The organism is Inhella inkyongensis, assembly GCF_005952805.1.
Taxonomy (GTDB): domain Bacteria; phylum Pseudomonadota; class Gammaproteobacteria; order Burkholderiales; family Burkholderiaceae_C; genus Inhella; species Inhella inkyongensis.
On sequence record NZ_CP040709.1, the window covers coordinates 3,348,947 to 3,373,684 of the forward strand.

The 24,738-nt window shown below is 67.3% G+C and carries 27 protein-coding genes; 15 read left to right on the forward strand and 12 right to left on the reverse strand.

Going from position 1 to position 24,738, the window contains the following annotated elements; all coding sequences use genetic code 11:
* Positions 1-41 precede the first annotated feature (41 nt).
* The 6 genes from FF090_RS15840 to FF090_RS15865 all read right to left on the reverse strand — a co-directional run bounded on the left by FF090_RS15840 (position 42) and on the right by FF090_RS15865 (position 6,537).
* Entirely contained in the window at positions 42-1,034 is a 993-nt protein-coding gene (locus FF090_RS15840) for an ABC transporter ATP-binding protein (RefSeq protein ID WP_138857641.1), read from the reverse strand.
* Entirely contained in the window at positions 1,034-2,020 is a 987-nt protein-coding gene (locus tag FF090_RS15845; RefSeq protein WP_138857642.1) for an ABC transporter ATP-binding protein, read from the reverse strand. Before FF090_RS15845 ends, FF090_RS15840 begins: the two co-directional genes overlap by 1 nt.
* A complete protein-coding gene (locus FF090_RS15850) occupies positions 2,020-2,940 on the reverse strand; it encodes an ABC transporter permease (protein ID WP_138857643.1) in 921 nt (306 codons plus the stop codon). The genes FF090_RS15845 and FF090_RS15850 overlap by 1 nt, the downstream gene beginning before the upstream one ends.
* Positions 2,941-2,944: 4 nt before the next feature.
* Positions 2,945-3,922, reverse strand: coding sequence for an ABC transporter permease (locus tag FF090_RS15855; RefSeq protein WP_138857644.1), 978 nt, complete (start codon positions 3,920-3,922; stop codon positions 2,945-2,947).
* Between the two features lie 59 nt (positions 3,923-3,981).
* Positions 3,982-5,397: a porin gene (locus tag FF090_RS15860; protein ID WP_138857645.1), complete on the reverse strand. Its 1,416-nt coding sequence runs from the start codon at positions 5,395-5,397 to the stop codon at positions 3,982-3,984.
* Between the two features lie 162 nt (positions 5,398-5,559).
* Positions 5,560-6,537: a porin gene (locus FF090_RS15865; protein ID WP_138857646.1), complete on the reverse strand. Its 978-nt coding sequence runs from the start codon at positions 6,535-6,537 to the stop codon at positions 5,560-5,562.
* 140 nt (positions 6,538-6,677) lie between these two features.
* On the opposite strand from FF090_RS15865, the gene coq7 reads away from it, so the two are divergent.
* Positions 6,678-7,319, forward strand: coding sequence for a 2-polyprenyl-3-methyl-6-methoxy-1,4-benzoquinone monooxygenase (gene coq7 / locus FF090_RS15870; RefSeq protein ID WP_138857647.1), 642 nt, complete (start codon positions 6,678-6,680; stop codon positions 7,317-7,319).
* Here the strand turns inward: coq7 and FF090_RS15875 are convergent, their stop codons facing one another.
* The gene (locus FF090_RS15875; RefSeq protein WP_138857648.1) at positions 7,320-7,766 is read right to left on the reverse strand and encodes an OsmC family protein; all 447 of its coding nucleotides are present in this window, start codon (positions 7,764-7,766) and stop codon (positions 7,320-7,322) included.
* A 56-nt stretch (positions 7,767-7,822) separates the two neighbouring features.
* Here FF090_RS15875 and ilvA point away from each other — a divergent pair, with 56 nt between their 5' ends.
* Entirely contained in the window at positions 7,823-9,358 is a 1,536-nt protein-coding gene (ilvA, locus tag FF090_RS15880; protein WP_138857649.1) for a threonine ammonia-lyase, biosynthetic, read from the forward strand.
* 55 nt (positions 9,359-9,413) lie between these two features.
* Positions 9,414-10,550, forward strand: coding sequence for a nicotinate-nucleotide--dimethylbenzimidazole phosphoribosyltransferase (locus FF090_RS15885; protein WP_138857650.1), 1,137 nt, complete (start codon positions 9,414-9,416; stop codon positions 10,548-10,550).
* 12 nt (positions 10,551-10,562) lie between these two features.
* Here the strand turns inward: FF090_RS15885 and FF090_RS15890 are convergent, their stop codons facing one another.
* Positions 10,563-11,156, reverse strand: coding sequence for a hypothetical protein (locus tag FF090_RS15890; protein ID WP_138857651.1), 594 nt, complete (start codon positions 11,154-11,156; stop codon positions 10,563-10,565).
* A gap of 57 nt (positions 11,157-11,213) precedes the next feature.
* Between FF090_RS15890 and gspG the strand changes: the two genes are divergently transcribed.
* From gspG to FF090_RS15950, 12 genes are read left to right on the forward strand one after another with little or no spacing between them, the layout of a single operon-like run.
* Complete coding sequence (gene gspG, locus FF090_RS15895; RefSeq protein ID WP_138857652.1) at positions 11,214-11,648, forward strand: type II secretion system major pseudopilin GspG; 435 nt, start codon at positions 11,214-11,216, stop codon at positions 11,646-11,648.
* A gap of 3 nt (positions 11,649-11,651) precedes the next feature.
* Positions 11,652-12,131 carry a prepilin-type N-terminal cleavage/methylation domain-containing protein gene (locus tag FF090_RS15900; protein ID WP_246071445.1) on the forward strand — a complete coding sequence of 160 codons (480 nt, stop codon included), beginning with the start codon at positions 11,652-11,654 and terminating at the stop codon, positions 12,129-12,131.
* A gap of 7 nt (positions 12,132-12,138) precedes the next feature.
* Complete coding sequence (gene gspI, locus FF090_RS15905; RefSeq protein ID WP_138857653.1) at positions 12,139-12,495, forward strand: type II secretion system minor pseudopilin GspI; 357 nt, start codon at positions 12,139-12,141, stop codon at positions 12,493-12,495.
* Positions 12,495-13,160: a prepilin-type N-terminal cleavage/methylation domain-containing protein gene (locus FF090_RS15910; RefSeq protein WP_138857654.1), complete on the forward strand. Its 666-nt coding sequence runs from the start codon at positions 12,495-12,497 to the stop codon at positions 13,158-13,160. Before gspI ends, FF090_RS15910 begins: the two co-directional genes overlap by 1 nt.
* Complete coding sequence (gene gspK / locus FF090_RS15915; protein WP_138857655.1) at positions 13,157-14,125, forward strand: type II secretion system minor pseudopilin GspK; 969 nt, start codon at positions 13,157-13,159, stop codon at positions 14,123-14,125. The genes FF090_RS15910 and gspK overlap by 4 nt, the downstream gene beginning before the upstream one ends.
* 28 nt (positions 14,126-14,153) lie before the next feature.
* A complete protein-coding gene (gspL, locus tag FF090_RS15920; protein WP_138857656.1) occupies positions 14,154-15,380 on the forward strand; it encodes a type II secretion system protein GspL in 1,227 nt (408 codons plus the stop codon).
* Positions 15,377-15,883 (forward strand): type II secretion system protein GspM, encoded by a 507-nt coding sequence (gene gspM / locus FF090_RS15925; RefSeq protein WP_138857657.1) that lies wholly within the window; start codon positions 15,377-15,379, stop codon positions 15,881-15,883. Before gspL ends, gspM begins: the two co-directional genes overlap by 4 nt.
* A complete protein-coding gene (locus tag FF090_RS15930) occupies positions 15,880-16,647 on the forward strand; it encodes a type II secretion system protein N (protein WP_138857658.1) in 768 nt (255 codons plus the stop codon). Before gspM ends, FF090_RS15930 begins: the two co-directional genes overlap by 4 nt.
* Positions 16,648-16,652: 5 nt before the next feature.
* On the forward strand, positions 16,653-18,782 hold the full coding sequence (gspD, locus tag FF090_RS15935) for a type II secretion system secretin GspD (RefSeq protein WP_246071446.1): 2,130 nt from the start codon (positions 16,653-16,655) through the stop codon (positions 18,780-18,782).
* Between the two features lie 2 nt (positions 18,783-18,784).
* Positions 18,785-20,206, forward strand: a complete 1,422-nt coding sequence (gene gspE / locus FF090_RS15940) for a type II secretion system ATPase GspE (protein WP_138857660.1) — start codon at positions 18,785-18,787, stop codon at positions 20,204-20,206.
* A 9-nt stretch (positions 20,207-20,215) separates the two neighbouring features.
* Positions 20,216-21,430, forward strand: coding sequence for a type II secretion system inner membrane protein GspF (gene gspF / locus FF090_RS15945; RefSeq protein ID WP_138857661.1), 1,215 nt, complete (start codon positions 20,216-20,218; stop codon positions 21,428-21,430).
* Between the two features lie 7 nt (positions 21,431-21,437).
* Positions 21,438-21,671 (forward strand): hypothetical protein, encoded by a 234-nt coding sequence (locus tag FF090_RS15950; RefSeq protein ID WP_138857662.1) that lies wholly within the window; start codon positions 21,438-21,440, stop codon positions 21,669-21,671.
* Positions 21,672-21,684: 13 nt separating this feature from the next.
* Here FF090_RS15950 and FF090_RS15955 read toward each other — a convergent pair whose 3' ends face one another.
* Genes FF090_RS15955 through FF090_RS15970 form a run of 4 tightly spaced genes read right to left on the reverse strand, consistent with a single transcriptional unit; the run spans position 21,685 to position 24,732 of the window.
* Positions 21,685-22,767, reverse strand: coding sequence for an acyltransferase family protein (locus FF090_RS15955; RefSeq protein WP_138857663.1), 1,083 nt, complete (start codon positions 22,765-22,767; stop codon positions 21,685-21,687).
* 2 nt (positions 22,768-22,769) lie between these two features.
* On the reverse strand, positions 22,770-23,456 hold the full coding sequence (locus tag FF090_RS15960; protein ID WP_138857664.1) for an ABC transporter permease: 687 nt from the start codon (positions 23,454-23,456) through the stop codon (positions 22,770-22,772).
* Positions 23,453-24,349, reverse strand: a complete 897-nt coding sequence (locus FF090_RS15965; protein ID WP_138857665.1) for an ATP-binding cassette domain-containing protein — start codon at positions 24,347-24,349, stop codon at positions 23,453-23,455. Before FF090_RS15965 ends, FF090_RS15960 begins: the two co-directional genes overlap by 4 nt.
* On the reverse strand, positions 24,346-24,732 hold the full coding sequence (locus tag FF090_RS15970) for a GntR family transcriptional regulator (RefSeq protein ID WP_138857666.1): 387 nt from the start codon (positions 24,730-24,732) through the stop codon (positions 24,346-24,348). Before FF090_RS15970 ends, FF090_RS15965 begins: the two co-directional genes overlap by 4 nt.
* Between the last annotated feature and the right edge of the window lie 6 nt (positions 24,733-24,738).

The window sequence follows — 24,738 nt, forward strand, 5'->3', positions numbered from 1 at the left end:
TAGGCTCAATAGGCTCAATAGGCCCGCAAGCCAGCCACTGATCAGGCTCGGCCTTCCGCCACCGCGTGGCAGGCCACCTGAACACCCTGGAAGCTCATCAGCGCCGGGCGCTCCGTCTTGCAGCGCTCATTGGCCAACGGGCAGCGCGGATGAAAGCTGCAGCCCGACGGCGGATTGAGCGGGTTGGGCACTTCACCCTGCACCGCCACGCGCTGGCGGCCCGTCATGTGGATGTCGGGAATCGCGTCCAGCAGCATGCGGGTGTAGGGGTGCCGCGGCCGAGCAAAGAGTTCGCCCTTTTCGGACAGCTCCACCAGACGGCCCAGGTACATCACGCCGATCTGATCCGCCATATGCCGCACCACCGCGAGGTTGTGCGAAATGAAGAGGTAGGTCAGACCCTGGCGCTGCTGCAACTCCTTCATGATGTTCAGCACCTGCGCCTGCACCGACACATCGAGGGCGCTGGTGGGCTCATCACACACCAAGAACTCGGGTTCGGTGGCCAACGCCCGCGCGATCGAGATGCGCTGGCGCTGCCCGCCCGAGAACTGGTGCGGGAACTTCTCGCTATCCAACGGATTCAGGCCCACCAGGCTGAGCAGCTCGGCCACCCGGGCACGAATGGCTGCCGGGTCGGTCAGCAGACCCTGCTCAGTCAGCGGCTCCGCCACGATCTCACCCACCTTCCAGCGCGGGTTCAGGCTGGCATAGGGGTCCTGGAAGATCATCTGCAAGCGCCGGCGCAGATCGCGCGCATCTTTGGCCGCGAACCACTCGGCCGTGTTGCGCCCATCAAAAGCGATCTGCCCGGCGCTGGGTTGGTAGAGCCCCACCAGCAGGCGCGCCACCGTGCTCTTGCCGCAACCTGACTCGCCCACAAGGGCCAGGGTCTTGCCCTTGGGGATGGAGAAGCTGACGCCGTCCACCGCATGCACGAATTGGCGCGGCTTGCCCTCGATCACGCGATTAAGCCAGGGCGGCGATACATCAAAGCGCATCGCCAGGTCTTGCACTTGAACCAGATCCGTCATCACTGCGCTTCCGCCTGATGCAACCAGCAGGCCGCCTGCGTACCGCTGACTTCGCGCAAAGCGGGCACGGCCTCGCGGCAGCGCGCCAGCGCTTGGGTGCAGCGCGGATGGAAGGCGCAGCCCTGGGGCATGGCGTTCAGGCGCGGCATCGCGCCGTCAATCTGCAGCAGGCGCTCACGGTCTTCGTCCATGGCCGGGATGGAGCCCATCAAGCCGATCGTGTAGGGGTGGGCCGGGCAATGGATGACCTGCTGCACCGGGCCGATCTCAACCATGCGGCCCGCGTACATCACCGCCACGCGGTCGCAGGTCTCGGCGATCACGCCCATGTCGTGCGTCACCAGCATCACCGCCGCGCCGTGCTCGCGGCACACTCGCTTGAGCAACTGGATGATCTGCGCTTGGATCGACACGTCCAGGGCCGTGGTGGGCTCGTCGGCCACGATCAGCTTGGGCTCGGCGGCCAAGGCCAGGGCGATCACCACGCGTTGGCGCATGCCGCCACTGAACTGGTGCGGGTACTGATCGATGCGGGCCTCGGGAGCCGGAATGCCCGTCTGCGCCAGCAGATCGATGGCGCGTGCGCGGGCTTGGCTGGCGTTCAGAGGCAGGTGCGCCTGAATGGTCTCGATCAACTGCTGACCCACCGTGAACAGCGGATTCAGCGAGGTCAACGGATCCTGAAAGATCGCGCCAATCTTCTTGCCGCGCAGGGCGCGCATCTCGGCCGCGCCCAGGTTGTCGATGCGCCGGCCTTCGAACCAGATTTCGCCGCCGCTGACGCGCCCCGGCGGCTCCAGCAGACCGATCAGCGCCGCACCGGTCAGCGACTTGCCTGCGCCCGACTCACCCACCACGCCAAGAATCTCACCGGGGGCGATGTCAAAACTGACCTCGTTCAAGGCCTTCAAAGTGCCGTGGCGGGTCGGGAACTCGACGCTCAGCTGCTTGACCTGCAGCAGCGCTTCTTTGGGCTTGGTGTTCATCAACGCAGTCTTGGATTCAAAGCATCGCGCAGCCAGTCACCCAGCAGGTTCACCGACAGCGAAATCAGCACCAGCATGGCGCCCGGGAAGATCGTGATCCACCACTGGCCCGAATAGAGGAATTCGTTGCCGATGCGGATCAGGGTGCCCAGCGAGGGGCTGGTGGGCGGCACGCCCACGCCCAAAAAGCTCAATGTGGCTTCGGTGATGATGGCCAGCGCCACCTGCAAGGTCGCCAGCACCAGCACCGGCCCCAGCACATTGGGCAGCACATGGCGCCGCATGATGCGAAAGCTCCCCACACCGACCACCCGCGCCGCCTGCACATATTCCTTGTTGCGCTCCACCAGGGTCGAACCGCGCACCGTGCGCGCGTACTGCACCCAGCCCGTCAGTGCGATGGCCAGAATCAGCACCGAGAACGCCAGGGTCTCGCCAGCATTCGGGAACATCGCCTTGGCCACCCCGTTGATCAACAGCGCCACCAAGATGGACGGGAAGCTCAGCATCACATCGCAGACGCGCATGATGAAGGCATCCAACTTGCCGCCGATGAAACCCGCCATCAGCCCCAGCGAAACGCCGATGAGCATCGACAGCAACACCGAGGCAATGCCGATGAACAGCGAGATCCGCGCGCCGTAGAAAAGGGCCGAGAGGATGTCGCGCCCATAACCGTCGGTGCCCAGCAAGTATTTGCTGCTGCCCTCGGCCGCCCAAGCGGGCGGCAGGGTGGCATCCATCAGGCTCAACGAAGCCAGATCCAGCGGGTTGTGCGGCGCCACCCAGGGCGCAAACACCGCACACACCACGCAGGCCAAGAGCATCAGGCTGGCCACCCAAGCCACCGGGGTGTGGGTGAAGGAGTACCAGAGGTCGCTGGCCAGAAAGCGCTGCCAGCGCGAAGGAGTTGCAGTCATGGCGTCAATGTCCGCGGCTGTTGACGCGCAGGCGGGGGTCCACCGCGACGTAGAGCAGATCCACCACCAAATTGATGGTCACGAAGATCAGCGAGATCAGGCAAAGGTAGGCCGCCATCACCGGCACATCGGCGAACTGCACCGCCTGGATGAACAGCAAACCCATGCCCGGCCACTGAAACACCGTCTCGGTAATGATGGCAAACGCAATCAACGAGCCGAGTTGCAGGCCCGTGATGGTGATCACCGGCACCAGGGTATTGCGCAGGGCATGCCGGAAGTGCACCACCCGCTCGGCCAGACCGCGCGCGCGGGCGAACTTGATGTAGTCGGTACGCAGCACCTCGAGCATCTCAGAGCGCACCAAGCGCATGATGAGCGTGAGTTGGAACACCGAGAGCGTGACCGCCGGCAGGATCAGGTGCAGCAGGCCGTCGCGCGTCAACAGACCCGTGGTCCAGCCACCCACCTTCAGCACCTCACCGCGGCCAAAACTGGGCAGCCACTGCAGCCAGACGGCAAACACCAGGATCAGCAGGATGCCGATCAAGAAGGTCGGCAGCGACACCCCGACCAGGGACACCGCCATGATGCTCTGCGCCAGCCAACGCCCGCGCTTGAGTGCCGCATACACACCCAGAGGAATGCCCACGCACAACGCCAAAGTCGCCGCACCCAGGGCCAACTCGATGGTGGCCGGAAAGGCCTCGGCGATCAGTGCCGACACCTTGCGCCCCTGACGCAGCGAGAGGCCAAACTCGCCCTGCACCGCATTGCCCACGAAGCTTGCGAACTGCACCAGCGCACTGCGGTCCAGGCCCAGGTCGCGGCGCAGCTGCTCACGCTGCTCGGGTGTGGCGTCCTGACCCAGCATATTGGTCAGCGGATCGCCCACGAACTGAAACAGGCTGAAGGCGATCAGCGCCACCGTCAGCATGACCAGGGCCGCCTGCGCCAGGCGGCGAAGAATGAAAACCAACATTTCGAGAATCCCAAAACAAGGCGGCCGCCCGAAGGCGGCCGCGCATCATGCCAGGGGGATCAGAAGCGGTGACGCAGACCGATCGCGAAATTGTTCGAGTCTTCGCCCGGCGCCTTGGTGAAGCCACCCAGGAAACCAGCCTGACCCGGAGCGGCTTGGCCCTGCGTGGCGGCCACGCTGCCCTTGTTGTTGAAGTGGGTCAGCACAAAGTTCATGTCCGTGCGCTTGCTGAAGGCATAGCTGTAGACCACGCCATACGAGTCCGTATCCGAATCGAAACGGGTCTTGTCGTTGTAGCGGTTGAAGGCCGTGTAGATCGTGTGCGGGCCGGTCACATGCTTGTAGCCAATGCTCATCACAGTGGAGTCTTGGACATAGGCGGCCTTGTACATGCCCACCAGCGCGGCGTTGTTGATCTGGCCGACCAACAAGGTGCCGGCACCCGGAGCCGAGGCATTCAGACCTGCGGCCAATGCGGGCTTGATCTGCAGTGTGAGCGCTTGATCCAGGCCGCCCAGCAGAGCCGACAGACCCGAGGGGTTCGGATCCGACACATCGTTGTACAGGAAACTCAGCTTGCCGTTGCCAATGTCCATCGAGGCGCCGAAGGTCTTGGTCTCCAGCGACTTGCCGCCAAGCTCGTTCTTCTTGGTGTTCATACCCAGGCCAACGGCAAAGGCGCCGGTCTTGTACTGGATCTGACCGCCATAGAAGCGCCCCTGACTGGTCGAGCCCTCACCCGCCGCAGCCATGAAGCCAGCCTTCAAACCACCGGTTTCGACGCGGTACTGCAGAGCATTGCTCATGCGAATGTCAATCACGGCCGGCACAGCCGCGACCTGGCCTGCGGCCAAGCTGGATTGCGTGCCCAGGGTATCGAACACAGCGTTCAGTTCGTAGGCCGGCGTGTACTGGCGACCCGCCAACACCGCACCGACCGGGGTGATGAGACCCACATAGGCCTGACGATCCCAGAAGCGAGCATTGCCGATATTCACACCGAACGATGCAGCCGAGAGTCGATCACCCAGGGTCTTGACGACGCTGTCGAGTGCCAAGTTCAGATTGGCCGTAGCACCAGCGATCAGCGGAGCATGGAACGGGGCAGGCACCGGCGTTCCAGCCAGGCTGAAAGCCACCGGCGTGTTGCCAAAGATCACGCTGCGCTTGCCCCAGCGATCCGGCACCTGCATGCCCGAGCTCGGCACGTTGCTGTTCGAACCAGTGTCCAGCTCGATGCGGTTCTCCAGCAGGAACAAAGCCTTCCAGCCGCCCCCCATGTCCTCGGTGCCCTTGAAGCCCAGGCGCGAGCCGTCCATGATGCCGCTGATCACATGCTTCTTGGTGCCACCCAGCATGCCGGTGGTGACGCTGACGCCGGCATCGGCCACGCCATAGATCTGCACCGACGATTGGGCCAGGGCGGCCACGCTGGCCAGCGACAACGCGCTCAGCGCGAACAAATGCTTTTTCATGGACAGAGGTCTCCGAGAGGGGGGCAACAGAATCGCGGCCTATTGTGCGGACTCTGACTTCGCCTCCCGGGCCCCTGTGGTGGGTGCCCAACGGCTTTAGGGAAAACCAGAAAGCGAAAAGGCCGCCCGAAGGCGGCCTACTCCTCGCGCCAAGGCGCTGGATCAGAAGCTGTGGCGGACGCCCACGCTGTATCCCGTCGAGTCCCCTCCGGCCGCCGGAGCAGTGGCGCCACTGGCGCCACCCAGACCAAAGCGCTTGCCGGCCGAGTTGTCCGTGCGAGCCACTTGGGCATAGATGCCAGTGCGCTTGGAAAGGCTGTAGTCATAGCCCGCAGCGATCAACTTGCTACCGCCCGTGGCCTTGGCAAACGATCCTTGCAACTTGCCGGCACCCATGGAGTAGGCGAGGCCCAAGCTGTTGATCTTGTTGGTGGCCATGCCCGCTTGCTTGTTTTGGGTATGCATCGCATACACGGTAGCAGAGCCGAAAGCATACGAACCTGCCAAGGTCGTCGTCTTGAGCTTGGCGCTCACGCCTTGGTTGCCAGTGGCAGCAGAGAGGTGCAGGCCGCCCGACTTGAAGCCAATGCGACCGCTGATCATCTTGTTCGCGGCGTTGGTGCCTTCGCCCGCAGAGGCGTCCACGTTGCCGTAGATGCCGCCCATCGACGGCAGGAAGTACGAAACCTGATTGCTGGTGCGGTTGATTTCCCAGTCCCTGGAGGTGCCAGTCAGGGTGTACAGACGGCTCACGTCGGCGATGCCAGTCGTGCCGAAAGCATCGAAGTCGTCGACGATCGTGCGAGCAGCGACCTTTTGATGGCCGAGGCGCACTTCACCAAAGCCGCCCATCAAGCTGACGGTGCTGCGACGCTGCCAAGTGCCGCCAGAACCGTCATCCGAACCCAAGGCGCCTTCAATATGGAAACCTGCCTTCAAGCCGCCGCCAAGATCCTCAACGCCACGGAAGCCCAGGCGACTGGAGGACACACCGTCCTTGTGCAGGTACTTGATGCTGCTGACGCCCTTCAGGCTGCGAGCGCCCACGTCCAACACTCCAAACACCGTCACCGACGACTGCGCGGCGGCGATACCAGAAACCAGGCTCAGGGCCGCGAAGGCCAACATGCTCTTCTTCATTCATTGCTCCTGTTGAGAGTCAAGTGACCGGGTAATCCCGGACTGAGATGGATTGAACCAGAGCCGCTTGACAGTTCCTTGACAAGCTTCAATTTGACGTTGCTCGCTCGCAACGAAGCTCGGGTTTCTACACTGCGGGTATGCGCCAACACAGCCCCGCCGACCGCCTTTGCATCGCCCTGGATCAAGGCTTACGAACCCTATTGCTGCCCGCCCGCGCCAGCCGCCCTACGCCGCAGGCAGCGGAGGCGGAGCAGGCGACCGAGCTTGATGCCGCCGAGCAACGACTGTCTGCCGGACTGATGCGCGTAAACCACGTGGGCGAGGTGTGTGCGCAAGCGCTTTACAGCGCGCAGGCACTGACCACCCGTGACGAAGGGCTGCGCGCACACCTGGTGCGGGCGGCGCAAGAGGAAGAAGACCATCTGGCCTGGACCGCCGAGCGCTTGGCGCAGTTGGGCGCGCGCCCCAGTTTGCTCAACCCGCTATGGTGGGGAGGCGCCTTCGGCATCGGCCTGGGTGCCGGGCTGGCCGGCGATGCGTGGTCGCTGGGCTTTGTGGTGGAAACCGAGCGCCAGGTTGAGGCGCACCTGGAATCGCATCTACAGCGCCTGCCCGCGGGCGACCTCAACTCACGCGCCATCGTGGCGCAGATGAAGTTGGAAGAGGTCGAGCATGCCGAGGCCGCCCTGCAGGCCGGCGCTCGCGACCTCCCGATGCCCATCAAAGGCCTGATGCGCGCGGCGGCCAAGGTGATGACCCTGACCGCCGAACGGATCTGATCAATCGGCCTCCAGCACCTCGTGGCTGGTCGTGACCTCGGCCGTGCGGCCCAGCATCACGGTGGCCGAGCAGTACTTCTCGTGAGAGAGCGCGACCGCCCGCGCCACGGCATCCGCATTCAGACCGCGCCCACGCAGCACGAAGTGCAGATGGATCTGGGTGAAGACCTTGGGGTCGGTGGCCGCGCGCTCGGCCTTGATCTGCACCTCGCAGCCCAGCACCTTGTGCCTCCCGCGCTGCAGGATCAGCACCACGTCATAGGCGCTGCAGCCTCCCGCGCCCACCAAGAGCATCTCCATCGGTCGAGGCGCCAGGTTGCGGCCTCCGCCATCCGGCGCCCCATCCATGCTGACGCAGTGCCCGCTACCCGTGCTCGCCAGAAAGCTCATGCCGCTCGGGCCATTTGGGCCACTTGCTGGCCCATTCCATTGAACTGTGCATTCCATTTGACGAAGCTTAAGCGGTGATCATTCGGACTTCCTTCGCGGCTTCGAAAGACACCATGGTCCGCCCTGCTTTGATTCCCAGCGCCGACAGCTATTTGCAGCGCATCTTGCGCGCCCGGGTCTACGAGGTGGCGCGGCGCACCGCGCTCGACCCGGCGCGCAAGCTCAGCCGGCGCTTGGGGAACCAAGTGCTGCTCAAGCGCGAGGACCAGCAGCCCGTCTTCAGCTTCAAGCTGCGCGGCGCCTACAACAAGATGGCGCAACTCCCGCCCGAGCAACTGGCCCAAGGGGTGATCTGCGCCAGCGCCGGCAATCACGCCCAGGGCGTGGCCCTCAGCGCCAAGCGCCTGGGCTGCCGCGCACTGGTGGTGATGCCCGTCACCACGCCGCGCGTCAAGGTCGATGCCGTGAAGGCGCTGGACGCCGAGGTGCTGCTGCACGGCGACTCCTACAGCGACGCCTATCAAGAAGCCGTGCGCCTGCAGGCCGAGCAGGGTCTGACCTTCGTTCACCCTTTTGACGATCCCGACGTCATCGCCGGCCAGGGGACGGTGGGCCTGGAGTTGCTGGAGCAGCACCCCGGCCCGCTGCACGCGGTGTTCGTGGCGGTGGGCGGCGGCGGGCTGATCTCCGGCGTGGCCGCCGCCATCAAGGCCATCCGGCCCGAGGTCAAGGTGATCGGCGTTCAGACTCAGGACTCCAACGCCATGGCCGCTTCGGTGCGCGCCGGCCGGCGCCTGACCCTGCCCGATGTCGGGCTGTTCAGCGACGGCACAGCCGTCAAGCTGGTCGGTGAGGAAACCTTTCGCGTCGCCTGCGCCCTGGTGGATGACTGGATCGAGGTCGACACCGACGCCCTGTGCGCCGCCGTGAAGGACATCTTTGAGGACACCCGCTCCATCGTCGAACCCGCAGGGGCGCTGGGCGTGGCGGGGATCAAGCAATGGGTGGCGCGCGAGGGTGTGAAGGGTCAGACCCTGGTGGCCATCGCCTGCGGCGCCAACATGAACTTCGATCGCCTGCGCTTTGTGGCCGAGCGCGCCGAAGTAGGCGAACAGCGCGAGGCCCTGTTCGCCATCACCATTCCGGAGGAACGGGGCAGCTTCAAGCGCTTCTGTCAGCTGATCGGCAAGCGCTCGGTCACCGAGTTCAACTACCGCATGAGCGACCCGCAGCGCGCCCATCTGTTCGTGGGCCTGAGCCTGACCCGCCCCGACGACACCGAGCGCCTGTTGCAGACCTTTCGCAAGGCCGGCTTCGAAGCCCTGGACCTGACCCATGATGAGTTGGCCAAGCAGCACTTGCGTCACTTGGCCGGCGGACGCGGAGTGGACATCCCGCACGAGTCCTTGGTGCGCTGCCAATTCCCCGAACGCCCCGGCGCCCTAATGCGCTTCCTGGAGGCCATGGACCCGGGCTGGAACATCAGCCTGTTCCATTACCGCAACCAGGGCGCCGACCACGGCCGCGTGCTGGTGGGCCTGCAAGTGCCGCCCAAAGACCGCGCGGCGCTCAAACGCTTCCTGAACCGTCTGGAACACCCCTGGGTGGACGAGAGCGAAAACCCGGCCTACCGTCTTTTCCTGAAGTAGCTGACTTAGCATCCCTGCCACCAAAAGTTGCACCTGCAGGTGCGCAGGGAGCCCCATGACCCTCCACGAGTCGCTGATTTCGCCCACGGCCAACCCCGAGTTGGAGAAAGCCCTGCGCGAGCGCTTGGCGCGCCGCAGCGCCATCGCCGGAGGCTTCGGTCAGCTGGAAGAACTCGCCCTGCGCCTGGCCTTGATCCAGGCCACCGAAACGCCGCGCTTTCGCGATCCCGTGCTGGCCCTGTTTGCCGCCGACCACGGCCTGGCCGTCGAAGGCGTGGGCGCGCAATGGGGGCGCAGCACCTCCGATCAGGCCATGCTGGCCCTGCAGTCCCGCCTGCCCAGCGCGGTGCTGGCGCGCCTGCATGGCCTGGCCCTGCAGGTGGTGGACTGCGGCCTCGCCACCGACCTGGCGCCCCACCCCAAGCTGCTGCTGCGCAAGGTGGCGCATGGCACCCGCAATGCGCGCTTTGGCGCCGCCATGACACGCGAACAGTTGCACGCTGCGCTGCGCGTGGGCATGGAAGTCACCGATGCCCAGAGCGGCAATGTGCTGGCTTGCGCCGGCATGGGCCAGGGGGCGAATGAAAGCGCGGCCCTGTTGCTGGCCCGCCTGGACGCCCAGCACCTCAAGGATCTGCTGAGCGCCAGCTCCCAGCATCTGGTTGAAGTGCTGGAGTTGGTACTCAGCCGCCACCGCGAGGCGGTGGATGCCATGGATGCCCTGGCCGCCTTTGGCGGCTACGAGATCGCGGTGATGGCCGGCGCCATGCTGGTAGCGGCCAGCAAGCGCATGCTGATCCTGATTGACGGCCTACCCGCCTGCGCCGCACTGCGCGTGGCCGCCAGCATTGCGCCACCGGTCACCGACTATGTGGTGTTCTGCCGCAGCAACCACGAGCCGGGCATGGATCTCGCGCTGGCCGGCTTTAAGGCCATGGCCCTGCTGGAACTGGGCATGGATTGCGCCGACGGCACCGGCGCGGCCATCGCCTGGCCGCTGGTGCGCAGTGCCGCGGCGCTGCTCTCAGACGTGCATGAAATTCCAGCGGCCCCGATTCAACCGGAAACCGATCCGTCGGCGCTGGACTCGGCACTGCAACCCCAGCAAACCACCACACCGATGGGACTGGATGAATTGCCCGACAGCCGCCTGGGGGCGACCACGCGGCCGAGCAGCCCCTTGCTGGAGTAGGCAGGCGCTGAGTTAGCGCGCCTGATCGCCCGGGTTGCGCCGGCGCGGCATGTCGGCCCCGTCAACCGCCGCACCCGCTTGCGGCTCCTGCGCGGCCCCGGCCTGAGGACCCACCATCGGGGCGGGTTGCGGAGGCGGGCTGGGCTCCACCACCAAGCCGGCCACCGGCGGCAACTGGCCCTGGGTCGCCGCGGGCGGCGGATCCAGACGCAATTGCACCCGCACCTGACCCTCGGTACCCAGGCTCACACCGTGGGCCTCCACCTTCAGCAAGCGCATCTCGCCATCCACCGCCTGCCCCAGACGCACCGCGCGCGGCGGCGCGCCGTCCACCGCAATCAAGGCCACGCCTTGTTCGCCCTGCAGCGCCTCGCCCTTGGGGGCCACCAGGCCCAGCAGGCGATAGCGGCTGTCTTGGGCGGCCACGGCCACCACGGCAGGGGCGGCCGAGCCCAGCAGACGGTCCAGCACCAGGGGAGCGTCCGCCCCGGCCGTGGGTAGCGCGGCGGGCAGCTGCAGGGGCTGAGGCCACAGACGCAGCGCAAAGTAGCCGGCACTCCAGCCCACCAGGGTCCACACCAACAAGGCAACAAGGCGTTCTCTCATGGGCGGCGATTATCATCAGCCGCACTCCCTAGCCCGGCCGTCTGGCCTCTTGATTTCATGCGTGTTTTCTCCGGTATGGCCGCGCGCCGGCGTGGTTTCACCCTGATCGAGCTCCTGGTCGTGCTGATCATCATTGGCGTGCTCGGGGCCATGGTGGTGCCCAATCTGCTCAGCCGGGCGGACGACGCGCGGGTGACCGCCGCGCGCACCGACATCAATGTGCTGATGCAGGCCCTCAAGATGTACAAGCTGGACAACCAGCGCTTCCCCAGCGGCGACCAAGGCCTGGAAGCCCTGATCCAGAAACCCACCACGGGCAGCATCCCCGCCAACTGGCGCCCCTATGTGGAAAAGCTGCCCAAGGACCCCTGGGGCCAGGCCTACCAATACGCCAATCCGGGCGTGAAGGGCGAGGTCGATGTCTACAGCCTGGGGCGCGACGGCAAGACCGGCGGCGAGGGCCCGGACGCCGACATCGGCTCCTGGCAGTAAGTGTTGCTGCGAAGGGCCCACGGCTTCGGCCGGGGTTTCGGCCGAGGTTTTAGCCTGATCGAGCTGCTGGTCGTGTTGATGATCGTGGCCATCGCCACAGCCGGCGTCGGCCTGGCGCTGCGCGACCCCACCCAGGCCCAGTTGGACCGCGAGGCCGAGCGCCTGGTGGCGCTGCTGGAATCGGCTCGCGCCGAGGCGCGCGCAGCCGGCCTGGTGGTGAGCTGGCAGCCCACGGCCAAGTCAGCGGATCAGCACTTCAGCTTCCAGGGCCTGCCCGCCAAGCTGGCCCTGCCCAGCCAGTGGCTGGGCCAGCCGCCGGCCGTCGAGATCGAGGGCGGTGCCAACGCCCTGGTGCTGGGCCCCGAGCCCCTGCTGCACAAACAAAGCCTGCGCCTGCGCCTGGGCGAGGCCCAGCTGCGCATTGGCAGCGACGGCCTACAGGCCTTCGCCGTGCTGGCTGAAGACGCGCAGCCCACCCGATGAGGGTTCGATGAAAGCCCGCGGCTTCACGCTGATCGAAGTGCTGGTGGCCCTGGCCGTGGTGGCCCTGGCCCTGGGTGCGGGCATGAAGGCGGCTGGCGCGTTGACGATGAATGCCGACCGCCTGCAGCGCATGACGGCCGCCCAATGGTGTGCCGAGAACCAATTGGTGGAACTGCGCCTGACCAAGCAATTCCCCGGCGTGGGTGAGTCCTCCTTCAGCTGCGAGCAACTGGGCCTGCAATTTCGCGGCCTGATGCGCGTGCAGCCCACGCCGAACCCGAACTTCCGCCGCATCGACACCGTGGTGGGCGACGAGACCACGGAAAGCCTGCTCACTCTGACCACCATTCAGGGGCGCTTCTGATGGCCCTCAAGCACGCGCGTGGATTCACCCTGGTCGAGGTGCTCATCGCCCTCTTGGTGATGGCCGTCATGTCCGGCCTGGCCTGGCGCGGCGTAGACGCCATGCTGCGCAGCCGCGAACAAAGCCAAACCCATTTAGAGCGCAGCGCCCGGCTGCAAACGGTGATGGCCCAGCTGCAGCAGGATCTGGAGCAGATCCACGAGGGCAAGGAACTTCCGGCCCTGCAGTTCGACGGCCGCCATCTGCGCCTCACCCGCCGCCACCCGCAGGGCGTGCAGGTGGTGGTCTGGTTCGTGGTGGACGGCGCGCTGCGTCGTTGGGCGGACGCCCCCACCAGCCGGCTCGATGCCCTGCGCCGCTCCTTTGAGCGCGGCGGACAGCCCCTGACCTTGGCGGGCAGCGCACTGGAGACCCAGCCGGGCGTCAGCGACTGGCAACTGGCCTACTTCTTTGGCAATGCTTGGAGCAATGCCCAGTCCACTGGCGACTTTGACGATCCCAGCCCCCCCAAGGAAGGACAAGGCCAAGGGCAAACACCCGGACAAAACGTAGGCCCGCAGCGCGTCACCCTGCCCCAAGGCCTGCGCATCACCCTGCAGTTCGCCCCCCAGTCCGGCTTCGGCGGCCCCTTGATGCGGCAATTCCTGCTGGGGCGCGGGCCATGAGGGCACAACGCGGCGCCGCTCTGCTGACGGCCATGCTCATCGTCACCCTGGTGGCCACCCTGGCCGCCGCCATGGTGTGGCGGCAGTTCCGCGCGGTGCAGATCGAAAGCGCCGAGCGCGCACGCGCCCAGGCCGCCTGGGTGCTGGGCGGGGCCCTGGACTGGGCGCGCCTGATCCTGATCGAAGACGGCAAGGCCGGCGGCGCCAATGCCGAGACTGACCACTTGGGCGAGGTCTGGGCCGTGCCCTTGGCCGAGAGCCGGCTCTCTACCTTCCTGGCGGCCGACCGCAACAACGCCGCGCTCGACAACGAAGGGCCCGAGGCCTTCCTGTCCGGTCAGATCGAGGACGCGCAGTCACGCTTCAACCTCACCAACCTGAGCAGCAAGGAGCTGGACCCCGACGACGTGCAGACCCTGCAGTCCCTGTGCAGCGCCGCCGGCCTGTCCAGCGCCGTGGCCGAGCGCCTGAGCTCGGGCCTGCGCGAGGCCCTGGTCTCCACGGCCGAGACGGGCGACGGGGTGCTGCTGCCGCGCCGCCTGGAGCAACTGAGCTGGCTGGGGCTGGAGCCCGAGTCCATCAAGCGCCTGGAGCCCTGGCTGATCCTGCTGGAGCAGCCTGCGCCGGTGAACCTGAACACCGCCCCGCGCGAGGTGCTGGCCGCCGTGCTGCGCATCAATCTGGGCCAGGCTGACCGCCTGGTGCAGGTGCGCAATGCCAAGCCCTTCAGGAACCTGAACGACGTGCGTGCCCAACTGCCCGAGCCCCAGCGCGGCGCGGTCAAGGACGGCCGGGTGGCGGTGAACACCCGCCACTTTCTGGTCACCGGCCGGCTGCGCTTGGATGAACGGGTGATGGAGCAGCGCTCGCTGGTGCTGCGCCGCGACGGCAACCAGGTGCAGACCCTCTGGCGCGAGCGCCGCCCGGTCGATCTGGGTGAAAACCCGCGCCGCGGCTCTCCCTAGAATCCCCGGCCCTTTTCCCAGAGCGCCCATGAGCACCCTGCTGATCCTCTTGCAAGCACGCGAACGGCTGCCGGCCCCGGCCGGGTCGAACGCGTCTGGTGCCACCGAGTTCACCGATTTCGACTGGGTGCTGCTGCCCGCCAACGGCACGGCGCCCACCCAGGGCCGCTGTGCGGCCCAGGCCCTGCCGGCCGCGCAGCAATTGGTGCTGGTGCCGGCCGATCTGCAGACGGCCTTTCACCGCACCCCTTTGCCGCGCACCGCGCCGGGTCGTTGGCGCGCGGCCCTGGTGGGCCTGCTGGAAGAACAGCTGCTGCAGGACCCTGAAGAACTGCACCTGGCCCTGCAACCGCAGGCGGCCGGCGGCCAAGAGGTCTGGGTCTGCGTGACGCCGCGCGCGCCGCTGGCCGCCGCCCTGGCCGAGTTGGACGCGGCGCAGCGCTTTGTCGACCGCATCGCCCCCCTGCACTGGCCGGCCGATTCGGTGCGCGGCCATGTGAGCCTGGATGAGCACGGCACCCCGGTGCTGCGCTGGCAACACCCCGATGGCGTGGGCTGCCTGCCCCTGCGCGGCAGCTTCGCCCGCGAACGCCTGGCCCCCCTGCTGCAAAACGGCCATTGGACGGCGCAGGCCGAGGTGGCCGACGAGGCGCAGCGCCTGCTCGGGGTGAATGTGCAGGTGCAAAGCGCGGCCGAACACTCCGCCCAAGCCCTGCTATCGCCCTGGAACCTGCGCCAGTTCGAGCTCGCCGGCCGTCCGCAGGGCTGGCGCTGGCTGCAACAACTGGGCCACCGCCTGATGCAACCCGAGTGGCGCATGGCGCGCTTCGGCGTGGCCGCCCTGCTGGGCCTGCAATTGGTGGGGCTCAATGCCCTGGCCTGGCAGCAACGCCAGCAATTGAGCGAGCGCCGCCTGGCCGTGGAGCAGACCCTGACCACCGCCTTCCCGCAAGTGCGGGCCGTACTGGACGCCCCGGTGCAGATGCAGCGCGAACTGGCGCGTCTGCGCGCCGCCGCCGGCCGCCCGGACGACAGCGACCTGGACCCCATGTTGGCCGCCCTGGCCGCCGCCTGGCCGGCCGACCGCGCACCGCTGGATGCGCTGAGCTATGAGCCCGGTCTGCTCAGCTTTGGGGCCAGCGATTGGAGCGAGCCCCACCTTGAACAACTGCGCCAGAGCCTGGGCGCGGCGTGGACCCTGCAACCCGATCAGGGCCGCATGACGCTGCGCCGCAGCAAGGCCCCTGCACCATGAGCGCCACTTTCACCGAACAACTGCGCGACGCTCGCACCCAGGCGCAACAGCAATGGCAAGCCCTGGCGCCGCGCGAGCGCCTGGGGGTGCTGGCCGCCGGCCTGGTGCTGGGCCTGGCCCTGCTGGTGGGCTGGGGGCTGCTGCCGGCACTCAAGACCCTGCGCGAAGCCCCGGCCCAGCGCGCAGCCCTCGACGCCCAACTGCAACAGATGCAAGCCTGGGCCGCCGAGGCCAAGGCCCTGCGCCAGCTGCCGGCCGTGGCGCCGGCTCAGGCGCAACAGGCCCTCCAGGCCGCCACCGAGCTGCTGGGGCCCGGCGCCAAGCTGCAAGTGCAGGGCGAGCGCGCCGCCCTGAGTTTTTCTGAAGCGCAGGGCGAGGCCCTCGGCCGTTGGTTGGCCGAGGTGCGCACCAGCGCCCGCGCCCGCCCGATCGAGGCACAACTCACGCGCGGCGCCAAGGGCTATGCCGGGCGCATCGTGCTGAGCCTGGGAGTCGGCACTTGAAACGCGCCCCCGTCCTCTGGGGACTGGCGCTGGGCTTGAGTGCGGCGCTGCTGGCGCACGCGCCAGCGGCCTGGCTGGCGAACCAGCTGGCCCAGGCCAGCCAGGGCCGGGTGTTGCTGGCCGACAGCCAGGGCAGCTGGTGGCAGGGCGATGCCCGGCTCAGCCTGAGCGGCGGCGCCGGCAGCCGCGACCTCGCCGGCCTGCCCGGCCGTGTGCATTGGCGCCTGGGTTGGGCGCAGGGTGCGCCGGCCCTGCGCATGAAGCTGGATTGCTGCAGCGCTGGCGAGTTGGTGCTGCGCCTGCAACTGGGCTGGGGCCAGCTGGGCCTGAGCCTGCCCGAGCGCAACGAGCCCCTGCTGCGCCTACCTGCGGCCCTGCTGACCGGCCTGGGCACCCCCTGGAACACGGTGCAGCCCAGCGGCCAAGTGCTGCTGAGTGCCCAGGCGGCCAAGCTGCAATGGCAGCAAGGGCGCTGGCAGCTGGACGGCCAACTGGCGCTGGAGTTGCGGGGCCTGAGCTCGCGCCTTTCCACCTTGAACCCGCTGGGCAGCTACCGCCTGGCCGTGCAGGGGCAGGCGGGCAGCCCCGCCAGCTTTCAACTTCAAACCCTGGAAGGCGCCCTGCAACTGCAGGGCCAAGGCCGCCAGGGCGAAGGCTTTCGCGGTGAGGCCTCAGCCGCACCGGGGGCCGAAGATGCTTTGAACAATTTGCTGAACATCATGGGCCGGCGCCAAGGCGCCCGCTCGCTGATCTCGATCGGATGACGCGCATGGACTTCCCTCTCTTTCGCGCCACGGCGCTGGCCGCCACGCTTTGCCTGCACGCGGGCTTTGCCCATGCAGCGCCGCCTGCGGTGCGCGCCGAAACCCCGGTGACGCTGAACTTCGTCAACGCCGACATCGAGGCCGTCAGCCGCGCCATGGGCAGCATGCTGGGCCGCAGCCTGATCGTGGACCCACGCGTCAAGGGCACGGTCACGCTCTACAGCGAGCAGCCCCTGCGCGCCCAAGAGGCCTTTGCGCAATACCTGGCCGCGCTGCGCGGCCTGGGTTTCTCGGTCATCGACGCGGCGGGGCTGCTCAAGGTGGTGCCCGAGGCCGACGCCAAACTGCAGGCCACCACCGTGGTGCTGGACGACAGCAAGATCCGCGGTGACCAAATCATCACCCAGGTGTTCCAGCTCAAGCACGAGAACGCCAACAACCTGGTGGCCGTGCTGCGGCCCCTGGTCAACGTCAACAACACCATCAACGCCAACCCGGGCAACAACAGCCTGGTGATCACCGACTACGCCGACAACCTCAAGCGCATCGCCAAGATCATTGCGGCGCTGGACACCGGCGCGGCCACCGATGTGGAGGTGCTGGTGCTGCAACACGCCGTGGCCACCGATGTGGCCGCCCTGCTGCAAAAGCTGGGCGAGGGCGGCAGCGGTGCCGGCGCGCCGCAGGGCGGCCCCGCCACCACCCAGGTGGTGGCCGAACCGCGCAACAACAGCCTGATCCTGCGCGCCCCCAATGCCGCGCGCTTGGCTGCCCTCAAAGCCCTGGCGCAAAAGCTCGATCGCCCGGCCAGCAATGCGGCCGGCGGCATCCATGTGGTGCACCTGAAGAACGCCGACGCCACCAAGCTGGCCCAGGTGCTGCGCGCAGCCTTTGCCGGCACCGGCAGTGGCAATTCGAACAGCGCCGGCCTGGCCGCTTTCGCACAGTCGACCAGCCCCGCGCCGCAGCAAGCGCAGCCGATCAGCACACAGCCTGGCGGCGCCAACAGTGGCGCCAACAGCGCGGCCGCGGCCACGCCGGTGGCCGCATCGGCCCAGCCCTCCACCGGGGGCTTCATCCAAGCCGACCCGGCCACCAACTCACTGATCATCACCGCCGCCGACCCGCTCTACCGCCAGATGCGCGCCGTGATCGACCAGCTGGACGGCCGCCGCGCCCAGATCTACGTCGAAACCATGATCGTCAAGGTGGACGCCAGCCGCGGCGCCCAGTTCGGCGTGCAGTGGCAGAACCTGTTCGGTGACAAGGGCGACAGCGCGATCGGTGGCGCCGGCACCAATTTCGGCACCGGTGGCGCCAACATCATCAATTTGAGCGCCGCCGCCGCCAAGGGCCGCGACGGCGCCGCTGCCGTTCTAGGCCAGGTGCCCGGCGGCCTGAACCTGGGCTTCCTGAAGAAGATCGGCGACTTCTACACCCTGGGCGCGCTGGCCAACTTCCTGGAAAGCGAGACCGGCGCCAACATTCTCTCCACGCCCAATCTGGTGGCGCTGGACAACGAGGAGGCCAAGATCGTCGTCGGGCAGAACGTGCCCTTCGTGACCGGCAGCTTCACCAACACCGGCGCGGGTGCCGGCGCCGGCGGCGCGGTCAACCCCTTCCAGACCGTGGAGCGCAAGGACGTGGGCCTGGTGCTGCGCGTCAAGGCCCAGATCGGCGAAGGCGGCTCGATCCGCATGGTGATCTACCACGAGAACAGCTCGGTGGTGCCGGGCGGCTCGCAGAGCACCGGCCCGATCACCGACAAGAACGCCATCGAAACCACGGTGACCGTGGACGACGGCGGCCTTCTGGTGCTGGGCGGCCTGATCAAGGACGAGTACACCGACGGCAACGACGGCGTGCCCGGCCTGTCCAAGATCCCGCTCATCGGTCACCTGTTCAAGAGCGAGAACCGCAAGCGTCAGCGCACCAATCTGATGGTCTTCCTGCGCCCCACAGTGCTGCGCACGGCAGAAGACGCCGACCGCATGACCTTGAACCGTTACGACCAGATCCGCGCCTTCCAGGACAAGGCCCAGCCTGCCAGCAGCCTTCTGTTGCCCGACACCGGCGCACCGCAGTTGCCGCCGACTCCGGCCAAGAGCGGACAAACCGGACCCAAAGCGGACTGAGCATGGCCAGCCGCTACCCCCTGCCCTACGCCTTCGCCAAGGCGCACAACCTGCTGCTGGAAGACAGTGGCGCGGAGCGCGTGCTCTGGGTCAGCCCACAAGTCAGCGATGCCCAGTTGGCCGAGGTTCAGCGCCTGCATGCGGTGGAGCGGGTCGAGCCCCAGGCCGCCGCGCTGCTGCAGGAGCGCATCAGCGTGGTCTATGCCGGCAATGAGAGCAGCGCCGCCACCGTGGTGGGCGAGGTGGAGTCGGCCGTTGACCTGAGCCGCCTGCTGCAGGACCTGCCCGCCGTGGAGGACTTGCTGGAGGCCGCCAACGACGCCCCCATCATCCGCATGCTCAATGCGCTGCTGACCCAGGCCGCCAAGGATGGGGCCAGCGACATCCACATCGAGCCCTATGAGCGCAGCAGCGCGGTGCGCTTCCGCGTCGACGGCAGCCTGCGCGAAGTGGTGCAGCCCAATCGGGCGCTGCACGCGGCGCTGATCAGCCGGCTGAAGATCATGGCCGAGCTGGACATTGCCGAAAAGCGCCTGCCGCAGGACGGGCGCATCAGCCTGCGCATCGGCGGCCGCGCCATCGATGTGCGCGTCTCCACCCTCCCTTCCGCCCACGGCGAACGCGCCGTGCTGCGCCTGCTGGACAAGAGCGAGAGCAAGTTCAGCCTCGAAGGTCTGGGCATGGACGGCGACGTGCTGCATGCGTTCAAGCGCCTGGTGGCTCAGCCCCATGGCATCGTCCTGGTCACCGGCCCCACCGGGTCGGGCAAGACCACCACGCTCTACGCCGCGCTGCAGACCATCGACACCGCGACCACCAATGTGCTCACGGTGGAAGACCCGATCGAGTACGAGCTGGCCGGCATCGGCCAGACTCAGGTCAACGCCAAAATCGACCTGAGCTTCGCCAAGGCCCTGCGCGCCATCCTGCGCCAGGACCCCGACGCCATCATGATTGGCGAGATCCGCGACTTCGAAACCGCGCAGATCGCGATCCAGGCCTCGCTCACCGGCCACCTGGTGCTGGCCACCCTGCACACCAATGACGCCCCCTCGGCCGTCACCCGCCTGACCGACATGGGCGTCGAGCCCTTCCTGCTCAGCTCCAGTCTGCTGGGCGTGCTGGCGCAACGCCTGGTGCGCAAGCTCTGCCCGAGCTGCAAGCGCCAAGACGCGGAGGGTCACTGGCACCCAGTGGGTTGCCCAGATTGCAGCCACACCGGCTACAAGGGCCGCACCGGCGTGTATGAACTGATGAGCGCCGACGACACCCTGCGCGGCCTGATCCACAACCACGCGGCCGAGAGCGAACTCTGGGCCGCAGCCAAGGCCAAGGGCATGCGCAGCATGCGCGAGGACGGCGAGCGCCTGGTAGCCGAAGGCGTGACCAGTCTTGAAGAAGTTCTGCGCGCGACCCGCGATTAAGACCGTCGAATGCCCGCCTTCAAGTACGAAGCCCTGAACGCCGCCGGCAAGGCCCTCACCGGCCTGCTGGAGGCCGACAACCCGCGTGCGGCTCGGGCCCAATTGCGCGAGCAGGGCCTGACCCCGCTGGGCGTGACCCAGGTGAACCAGCAGCCGCAGGACGCCAGCCGCTGGACCCTGCAGCCGCGCGTCTTCAACAGCAGCGCCCTGTCCGTCTGGACGCGCCAGCTCGCCGGCCTGGTGGGCAGCGGCCTGCCCTTGGAGCGCGCGCTGACCGCCCTGGCCGATGACAGCGAAGAGCCGCGCCAGCGCGAACTGCTGGCCCAGCTCAAGGCCGAGGTGAACGCCGGCGCCTCCTTTGCCCGCGCCCTGGCCAGCGCGCCGCGCGAGTTCGACGAGGTCTACCGCGGCGTGGTGGCGGCCGGCGAAAGCAGCGGCGCCCTTGGGCAGGTGCTGGAATCCCTAGCCGACGACCTGGAAGAGAGCCAGCAACTGCGCGCCAAACTGATCGGCGCCATGGCCTATCCGGCCGTCGTCACCCTGGTGGCCATCGTCATCGTGATCTTCCTGGTCACCTATGTAGTGCCGCAGGTGGCGCAGGCCTTCACCTCCACCAAGCGCGCCCTGCCCGGCCTGACCGTGGCGATGCTGGCGATCTCCGACTTCGTGCGCACATGGGGCTGGGCCCTGTTGGCCCTGCTGGCGGCCGGCGCCGTGGCCCTGCATCTGGCGCTGCGCCAGGCCGCCTTCCGCCTGCGCTTTGACGCCGCCTGGCTGCGCCTGCCGCTGTTTGGCAGGCTGGCACGCGGCTACAACGCCGCGCGCTTTGCGTCCACCCTGGGCATGCTGGCCGGCGCTGGCGTACCGATCTTGAAGGCCCTGCAGGCGGCGGCCGAGACCCTATCCAACCAGGCCCTGCGCGCCGATGCGCTCGATGCCCTGGTGCAGGTGCGCGAAGGCGCCCCGCTGGGCGCTGCGCTGGCCGCCAAGAAGCGCTTCCCCGGCCTGCTGGCCATGTTCGCCCGGTTGGGCGAGCAGACCGGCCGCCTGCCCGAAATGCTGAGCCGCGCCGGCAAGCAATTGGGGGTCGAAGTGCAGCGCCGTGCCATGGCCCTGGCCACGATGCTGGAGCCGCTGCTGATCGTCGGCATGGGCGTGGTGGTGATGGTGATCGTGATGGCGGTGCTACAACCCATCATCCAGCTGCAGAGCTTTGTGAAGTAACTCCCGCATGAAAACCCACCGCATCGAACTGCAGAAGTTCAAATCAGCCAGCAACTCCAGCACCCGCGGCACGGTGAGCTTTCGCATGGACTGCCTGGTGCTGCCGCAAAAGCCCAAGGACGACGAGACCGAGCCCTCCAGCGTGCTGGAGATGAGCGAGGCCGACGCCCGGGTGCTGCTGGTGCTGCTGAAAAAGCAGATTGCCGACTTCGACAGCCGCAAGGCCAAAAGTCGTTTCTGACGCCACCTCTGACTCAGCGCGGCTTGGAGAGCAGCCGCCGGCCGATCAGCTCATAGCTGATCAGGCCCATCAGCAGCGTGCTCAAGACCGCCAAGGGCAGCTTCAAGCCCCAGGACCAGGGCGCATCCATCCACGCGAATTGCAGCGCAAACAGCACCGGCAGGTGCACCAGATAGACCCAGTAGGACGACTCGGCCAGATAGCGCAACACCCGAGGGCCGCCCTGCAGGCCGCGCAGCGCCAGGCCCAGCAAGCCCAGCGTCAACCAGACGCTGGCGACGGCCGACACCCCGCCCAACACCCAACCGGCCTGCGCCTTCGCGCTGTCCAGCAGCGCCAAGAAGCCGGCGCTAGCAAGCGCACCGCCCAAGCCCAGCAGGGTCAGCCAGCGGGTTCGCTTCAGCTCTGCCAAGCGCGGCCCGATCAGGTAGCCCAGCACGAAGTAAGCGCCAAAGCCGAACAAGGCCCAGAACTGCGGCAACAGCCCCTCGGGGGCCGGATGCGGCGCACTCACCGAGGCCAGCGCGGGCGTCAGCAGCAGGGGCAGGCCCAGCGCCCAAACCCACAGCGGCAGTTCGCGCAATGCCGTCTTCAGCCGCGCGGGCAGCAACAGGCGCGCCACCCACAGCAGCACGCCCAGCAAGAGCAGGTAGTACAGAAACCACAAATGCCCGGTGCCCCAGGGCAGTTGCAAGCCCTGCGCCTGTGCCGTGCGCCACCAGGCCAGCATGGGTGAGGGCCGCTGCACGGTGCGTGCGGCCCAGTCGAACAGCCAAGCCATCAGCACATGGATAAGCACGCACCCCGCCAGCAGCGGCAACAGCAGGCGGCGGGCGCGCTCACGCATCCAATCCGCCATGCCGCGCCGGGCCAGACTGCGCGCCGCGAACAGGCCGGCGATGACAAAGAACAGCGGCATGCGCACCAGATGCAGGGGCCACAGCACCCAATCCAACCCGGCCGCCTGCGAGGCGTCCGCGGTGGGGAAAAAGGGCTGCACCAGCGGGCTGTGCGCCAGCGACGCGTGGAAGAACAGGCCCGCGAGCATGGCCAGGGCGCGCAGCTTGTCGAGCGCGCGCAGCGTGCCGCTGTCCATATTCAAAAGAAGGCTTGCTTGCGCAGATGGCGCCAGCTTGTGTAGGCCAGCAGGGCCAGGCTGAGCAGCAGCTGCGCCGCCAGGATGCTGAGCGCCTGCCAACTCCACACCAATTCGTTGGTCGACCAATAGCGGGCGATGTCCGGGATCTGACTCAGGCCCGCCATCAGCGGATTGATCAGGACCGAGCCACCGACCATGGCGAAGATGTTCCAGCCCTCCGACTCCACCTGCATGGCCACGCACAGGGAGACGCAATAGGACAGCAGCAGGTGTCCACATATCAGCAGCACCAGCGTGAGCAGGCCGTCCGTCACGGGGGTGGTGAGCGTGACCGCCACGGCCCCGCCCGTCAGGATGGCAAAGGGCACCCCAAAGGTGATGAGGTTCCCGACCAGCTTGGCGAGGTAGAAGTCCAAGGGCGAGACCGGCAGGCTCATCAGAAAGGCCAGGGTCTTCTCCTTGCGCTCATTCAACAGCGAGGTACTGAGGGCGAAGCAGGACGCCGCCACCATGATGATGATGAGCAATAGCGAGCCCAGGTAAAAGCTCCACGGCTTGGCGTGACCGATCAAGGCCAGCGCCGCGATGCCTCCCGCCACATAGGCGGCAAGCTGGCGTTGAAACAACTGCCAATCCTTGATGACCAAGGCCCGGATCGCAGGGCGATTCAATGCAACGGAATTCATGCGGGCACTCCTGCAGCCTGCTGACTGCGTACCGTGGTGACAAAAATCTCTTCCAAGCTCATGGGCTCATCGGCCGACAGCTGCAGGCCCTCGGCGCCCAAGCGCTGCATCAGCGCCTCGCTGTGGTCGCGCACGCGCAGCTCCAACAGTGAACCGCTGCGGCGCAGCTGCGCCACCTCGGGCCAGCGCTGCACGCCATCGCTCAGCGCCCCCTGGCCGACCAGGCGGCGCCAGCGGCCGAGGTAGCTTTCCTTGTCCTCGCAGCTCAGCAAGCGGCCCATATGCAAGAAGCCGATGCGGTCGGCCAGGCGCTCCACCTCCTGGGTCTGGTGGGAGGAGAACAACACACTGCGGCGCTCGTCCTGCAGCACATCGGCCAGGGCCTCCAGCACCTCGGCACGCGCAATCGGGTCCAGGCCCGTGGTCGGCTCGTCCAACAGCAAGAGCCGGGGCCGGCGCGCCAGCGTCAGCAGCAACAAAGCCTTGACGCGCTGCCCATGTGAGCAGCCGGCCAGCTTCTGATCGGCGCGCAGATCAAAACGCTGCATCAGGTGCTGGGCATAGGCCGCGTCCCAGGCCGGGTAGAAGCGTTGGATGAAGTCCATATGCCAGGCCAGGCTCTGCGAGCCATAGAGGCGCATGTCCTCGCTGGCCAATCCGATCTGCTGCTTCACGCGCACCTGTTGCTCGGGCATGGGCAGCTGCAGCACCTCAATACGACCGGTATCCGGCAGGGTGAGCCCGGACAGCAGACGCAGCAAGGTGGTCTTGCCGGCGCCGTTGACGCCCACCAGACCCATGATCTGCCCTTCAGGCAGATCCAGGTCCAGGGCTTGCAGCTCAAAAGGGTCGTAGCGTTTGCTGACACCCCGAAGGGAGAAGGCGAGGTTCATGGCGTGTTTCCTTGCTGACGCCGGTTGGCGATGAGGTCTTGCAATTCCGCATTCGTGCAGCCCAGGCGCTCGGCGGTGATGAGCACGGCGTCGATCTGCCGCAGCAGCTCGCCCTGCAGCCGCGCCCGGCTGGGGTCGAGCGACTCGGCCACCGTCGAGCCCTTGCCGTGCCGCGTCACGATCACCCCGGCGTGCTCCAACTCCAGGTAGGCGCGCTTGACCGTGATCACGCTCACCCCGTTGGCAGCCGCCAGTTCGCGGATCGAGGGCAGCGCACTGCCGGGTGCCCAGTCGCCCGCGATCACCCGGGCGGTGATCTGATCGACGATCTGCCGGTACATCGGTGTGGCGTCGGTGGACGACAGAAAGAGCTGGGCACTCACGGTTGG

Coding starts and splice junctions, on each gene's coding strand:
- FF090_RS15840 (WP_138857641.1), bottom strand. CDS start 1,034: ATGACGGATCTGGTTCAAGTGCAAGACCTGGCGATGCGCTTTGATGTA.
- FF090_RS15845 (WP_138857642.1), bottom strand. CDS start 2,020: ATGAACACCAAGCCCAAAGAAGCGCTGCTGCAGGTCAAGCAGCTGAGC.
- FF090_RS15850 (WP_138857643.1), bottom strand. CDS start 2,940: ATGACTGCAACTCCTTCGCGCTGGCAGCGCTTTCTGGCCAGCGACCTC.
- FF090_RS15855 (WP_138857644.1), bottom strand. CDS start 3,922: ATGTTGGTTTTCATTCTTCGCCGCCTGGCGCAGGCGGCCCTGGTCATG.
- FF090_RS15860 (WP_138857645.1), bottom strand. CDS start 5,397: ATGAAAAAGCATTTGTTCGCGCTGAGCGCGTTGTCGCTGGCCAGCGTG.
- FF090_RS15865 (WP_138857646.1), bottom strand. CDS start 6,537: ATGAAGAAGAGCATGTTGGCCTTCGCGGCCCTGAGCCTGGTTTCTGGT.
- coq7 (WP_138857647.1), top strand. CDS start 6,678: ATGCGCCAACACAGCCCCGCCGACCGCCTTTGCATCGCCCTGGATCAA.
- FF090_RS15875 (WP_138857648.1), bottom strand. CDS start 7,766: ATGGAATGCACAGTTCAATGGAATGGGCCAGCAAGTGGCCCAAATGGC.
- ilvA (WP_138857649.1), top strand. CDS start 7,823: ATGGTCCGCCCTGCTTTGATTCCCAGCGCCGACAGCTATTTGCAGCGC.
- FF090_RS15885 (WP_138857650.1), top strand. CDS start 9,414: ATGACCCTCCACGAGTCGCTGATTTCGCCCACGGCCAACCCCGAGTTG.
- FF090_RS15890 (WP_138857651.1), bottom strand. CDS start 11,156: ATGAGAGAACGCCTTGTTGCCTTGTTGGTGTGGACCCTGGTGGGCTGG.
- gspG (WP_138857652.1), top strand. CDS start 11,214: ATGCGTGTTTTCTCCGGTATGGCCGCGCGCCGGCGTGGTTTCACCCTG.
- gspI (WP_138857653.1), top strand. CDS start 12,139: ATGAAAGCCCGCGGCTTCACGCTGATCGAAGTGCTGGTGGCCCTGGCC.
- FF090_RS15910 (WP_138857654.1), top strand. CDS start 12,495: ATGGCCCTCAAGCACGCGCGTGGATTCACCCTGGTCGAGGTGCTCATC.
- gspK (WP_138857655.1), top strand. CDS start 13,157: ATGAGGGCACAACGCGGCGCCGCTCTGCTGACGGCCATGCTCATCGTC.
- gspL (WP_138857656.1), top strand. CDS start 14,154: ATGAGCACCCTGCTGATCCTCTTGCAAGCACGCGAACGGCTGCCGGCC.
- gspM (WP_138857657.1), top strand. CDS start 15,377: ATGAGCGCCACTTTCACCGAACAACTGCGCGACGCTCGCACCCAGGCG.
- gspD (WP_246071446.1), top strand. CDS start 16,653: ATGGACTTCCCTCTCTTTCGCGCCACGGCGCTGGCCGCCACGCTTTGC.
- gspE (WP_138857660.1), top strand. CDS start 18,785: ATGGCCAGCCGCTACCCCCTGCCCTACGCCTTCGCCAAGGCGCACAAC.
- gspF (WP_138857661.1), top strand. CDS start 20,216: ATGCCCGCCTTCAAGTACGAAGCCCTGAACGCCGCCGGCAAGGCCCTC.
- FF090_RS15950 (WP_138857662.1), top strand. CDS start 21,438: ATGAAAACCCACCGCATCGAACTGCAGAAGTTCAAATCAGCCAGCAAC.
- FF090_RS15955 (WP_138857663.1), bottom strand. CDS start 22,767: ATGGACAGCGGCACGCTGCGCGCGCTCGACAAGCTGCGCGCCCTGGCC.
- FF090_RS15960 (WP_138857664.1), bottom strand. CDS start 23,456: ATGAATTCCGTTGCATTGAATCGCCCTGCGATCCGGGCCTTGGTCATC.
- FF090_RS15965 (WP_138857665.1), bottom strand. CDS start 24,349: ATGAACCTCGCCTTCTCCCTTCGGGGTGTCAGCAAACGCTACGACCCT.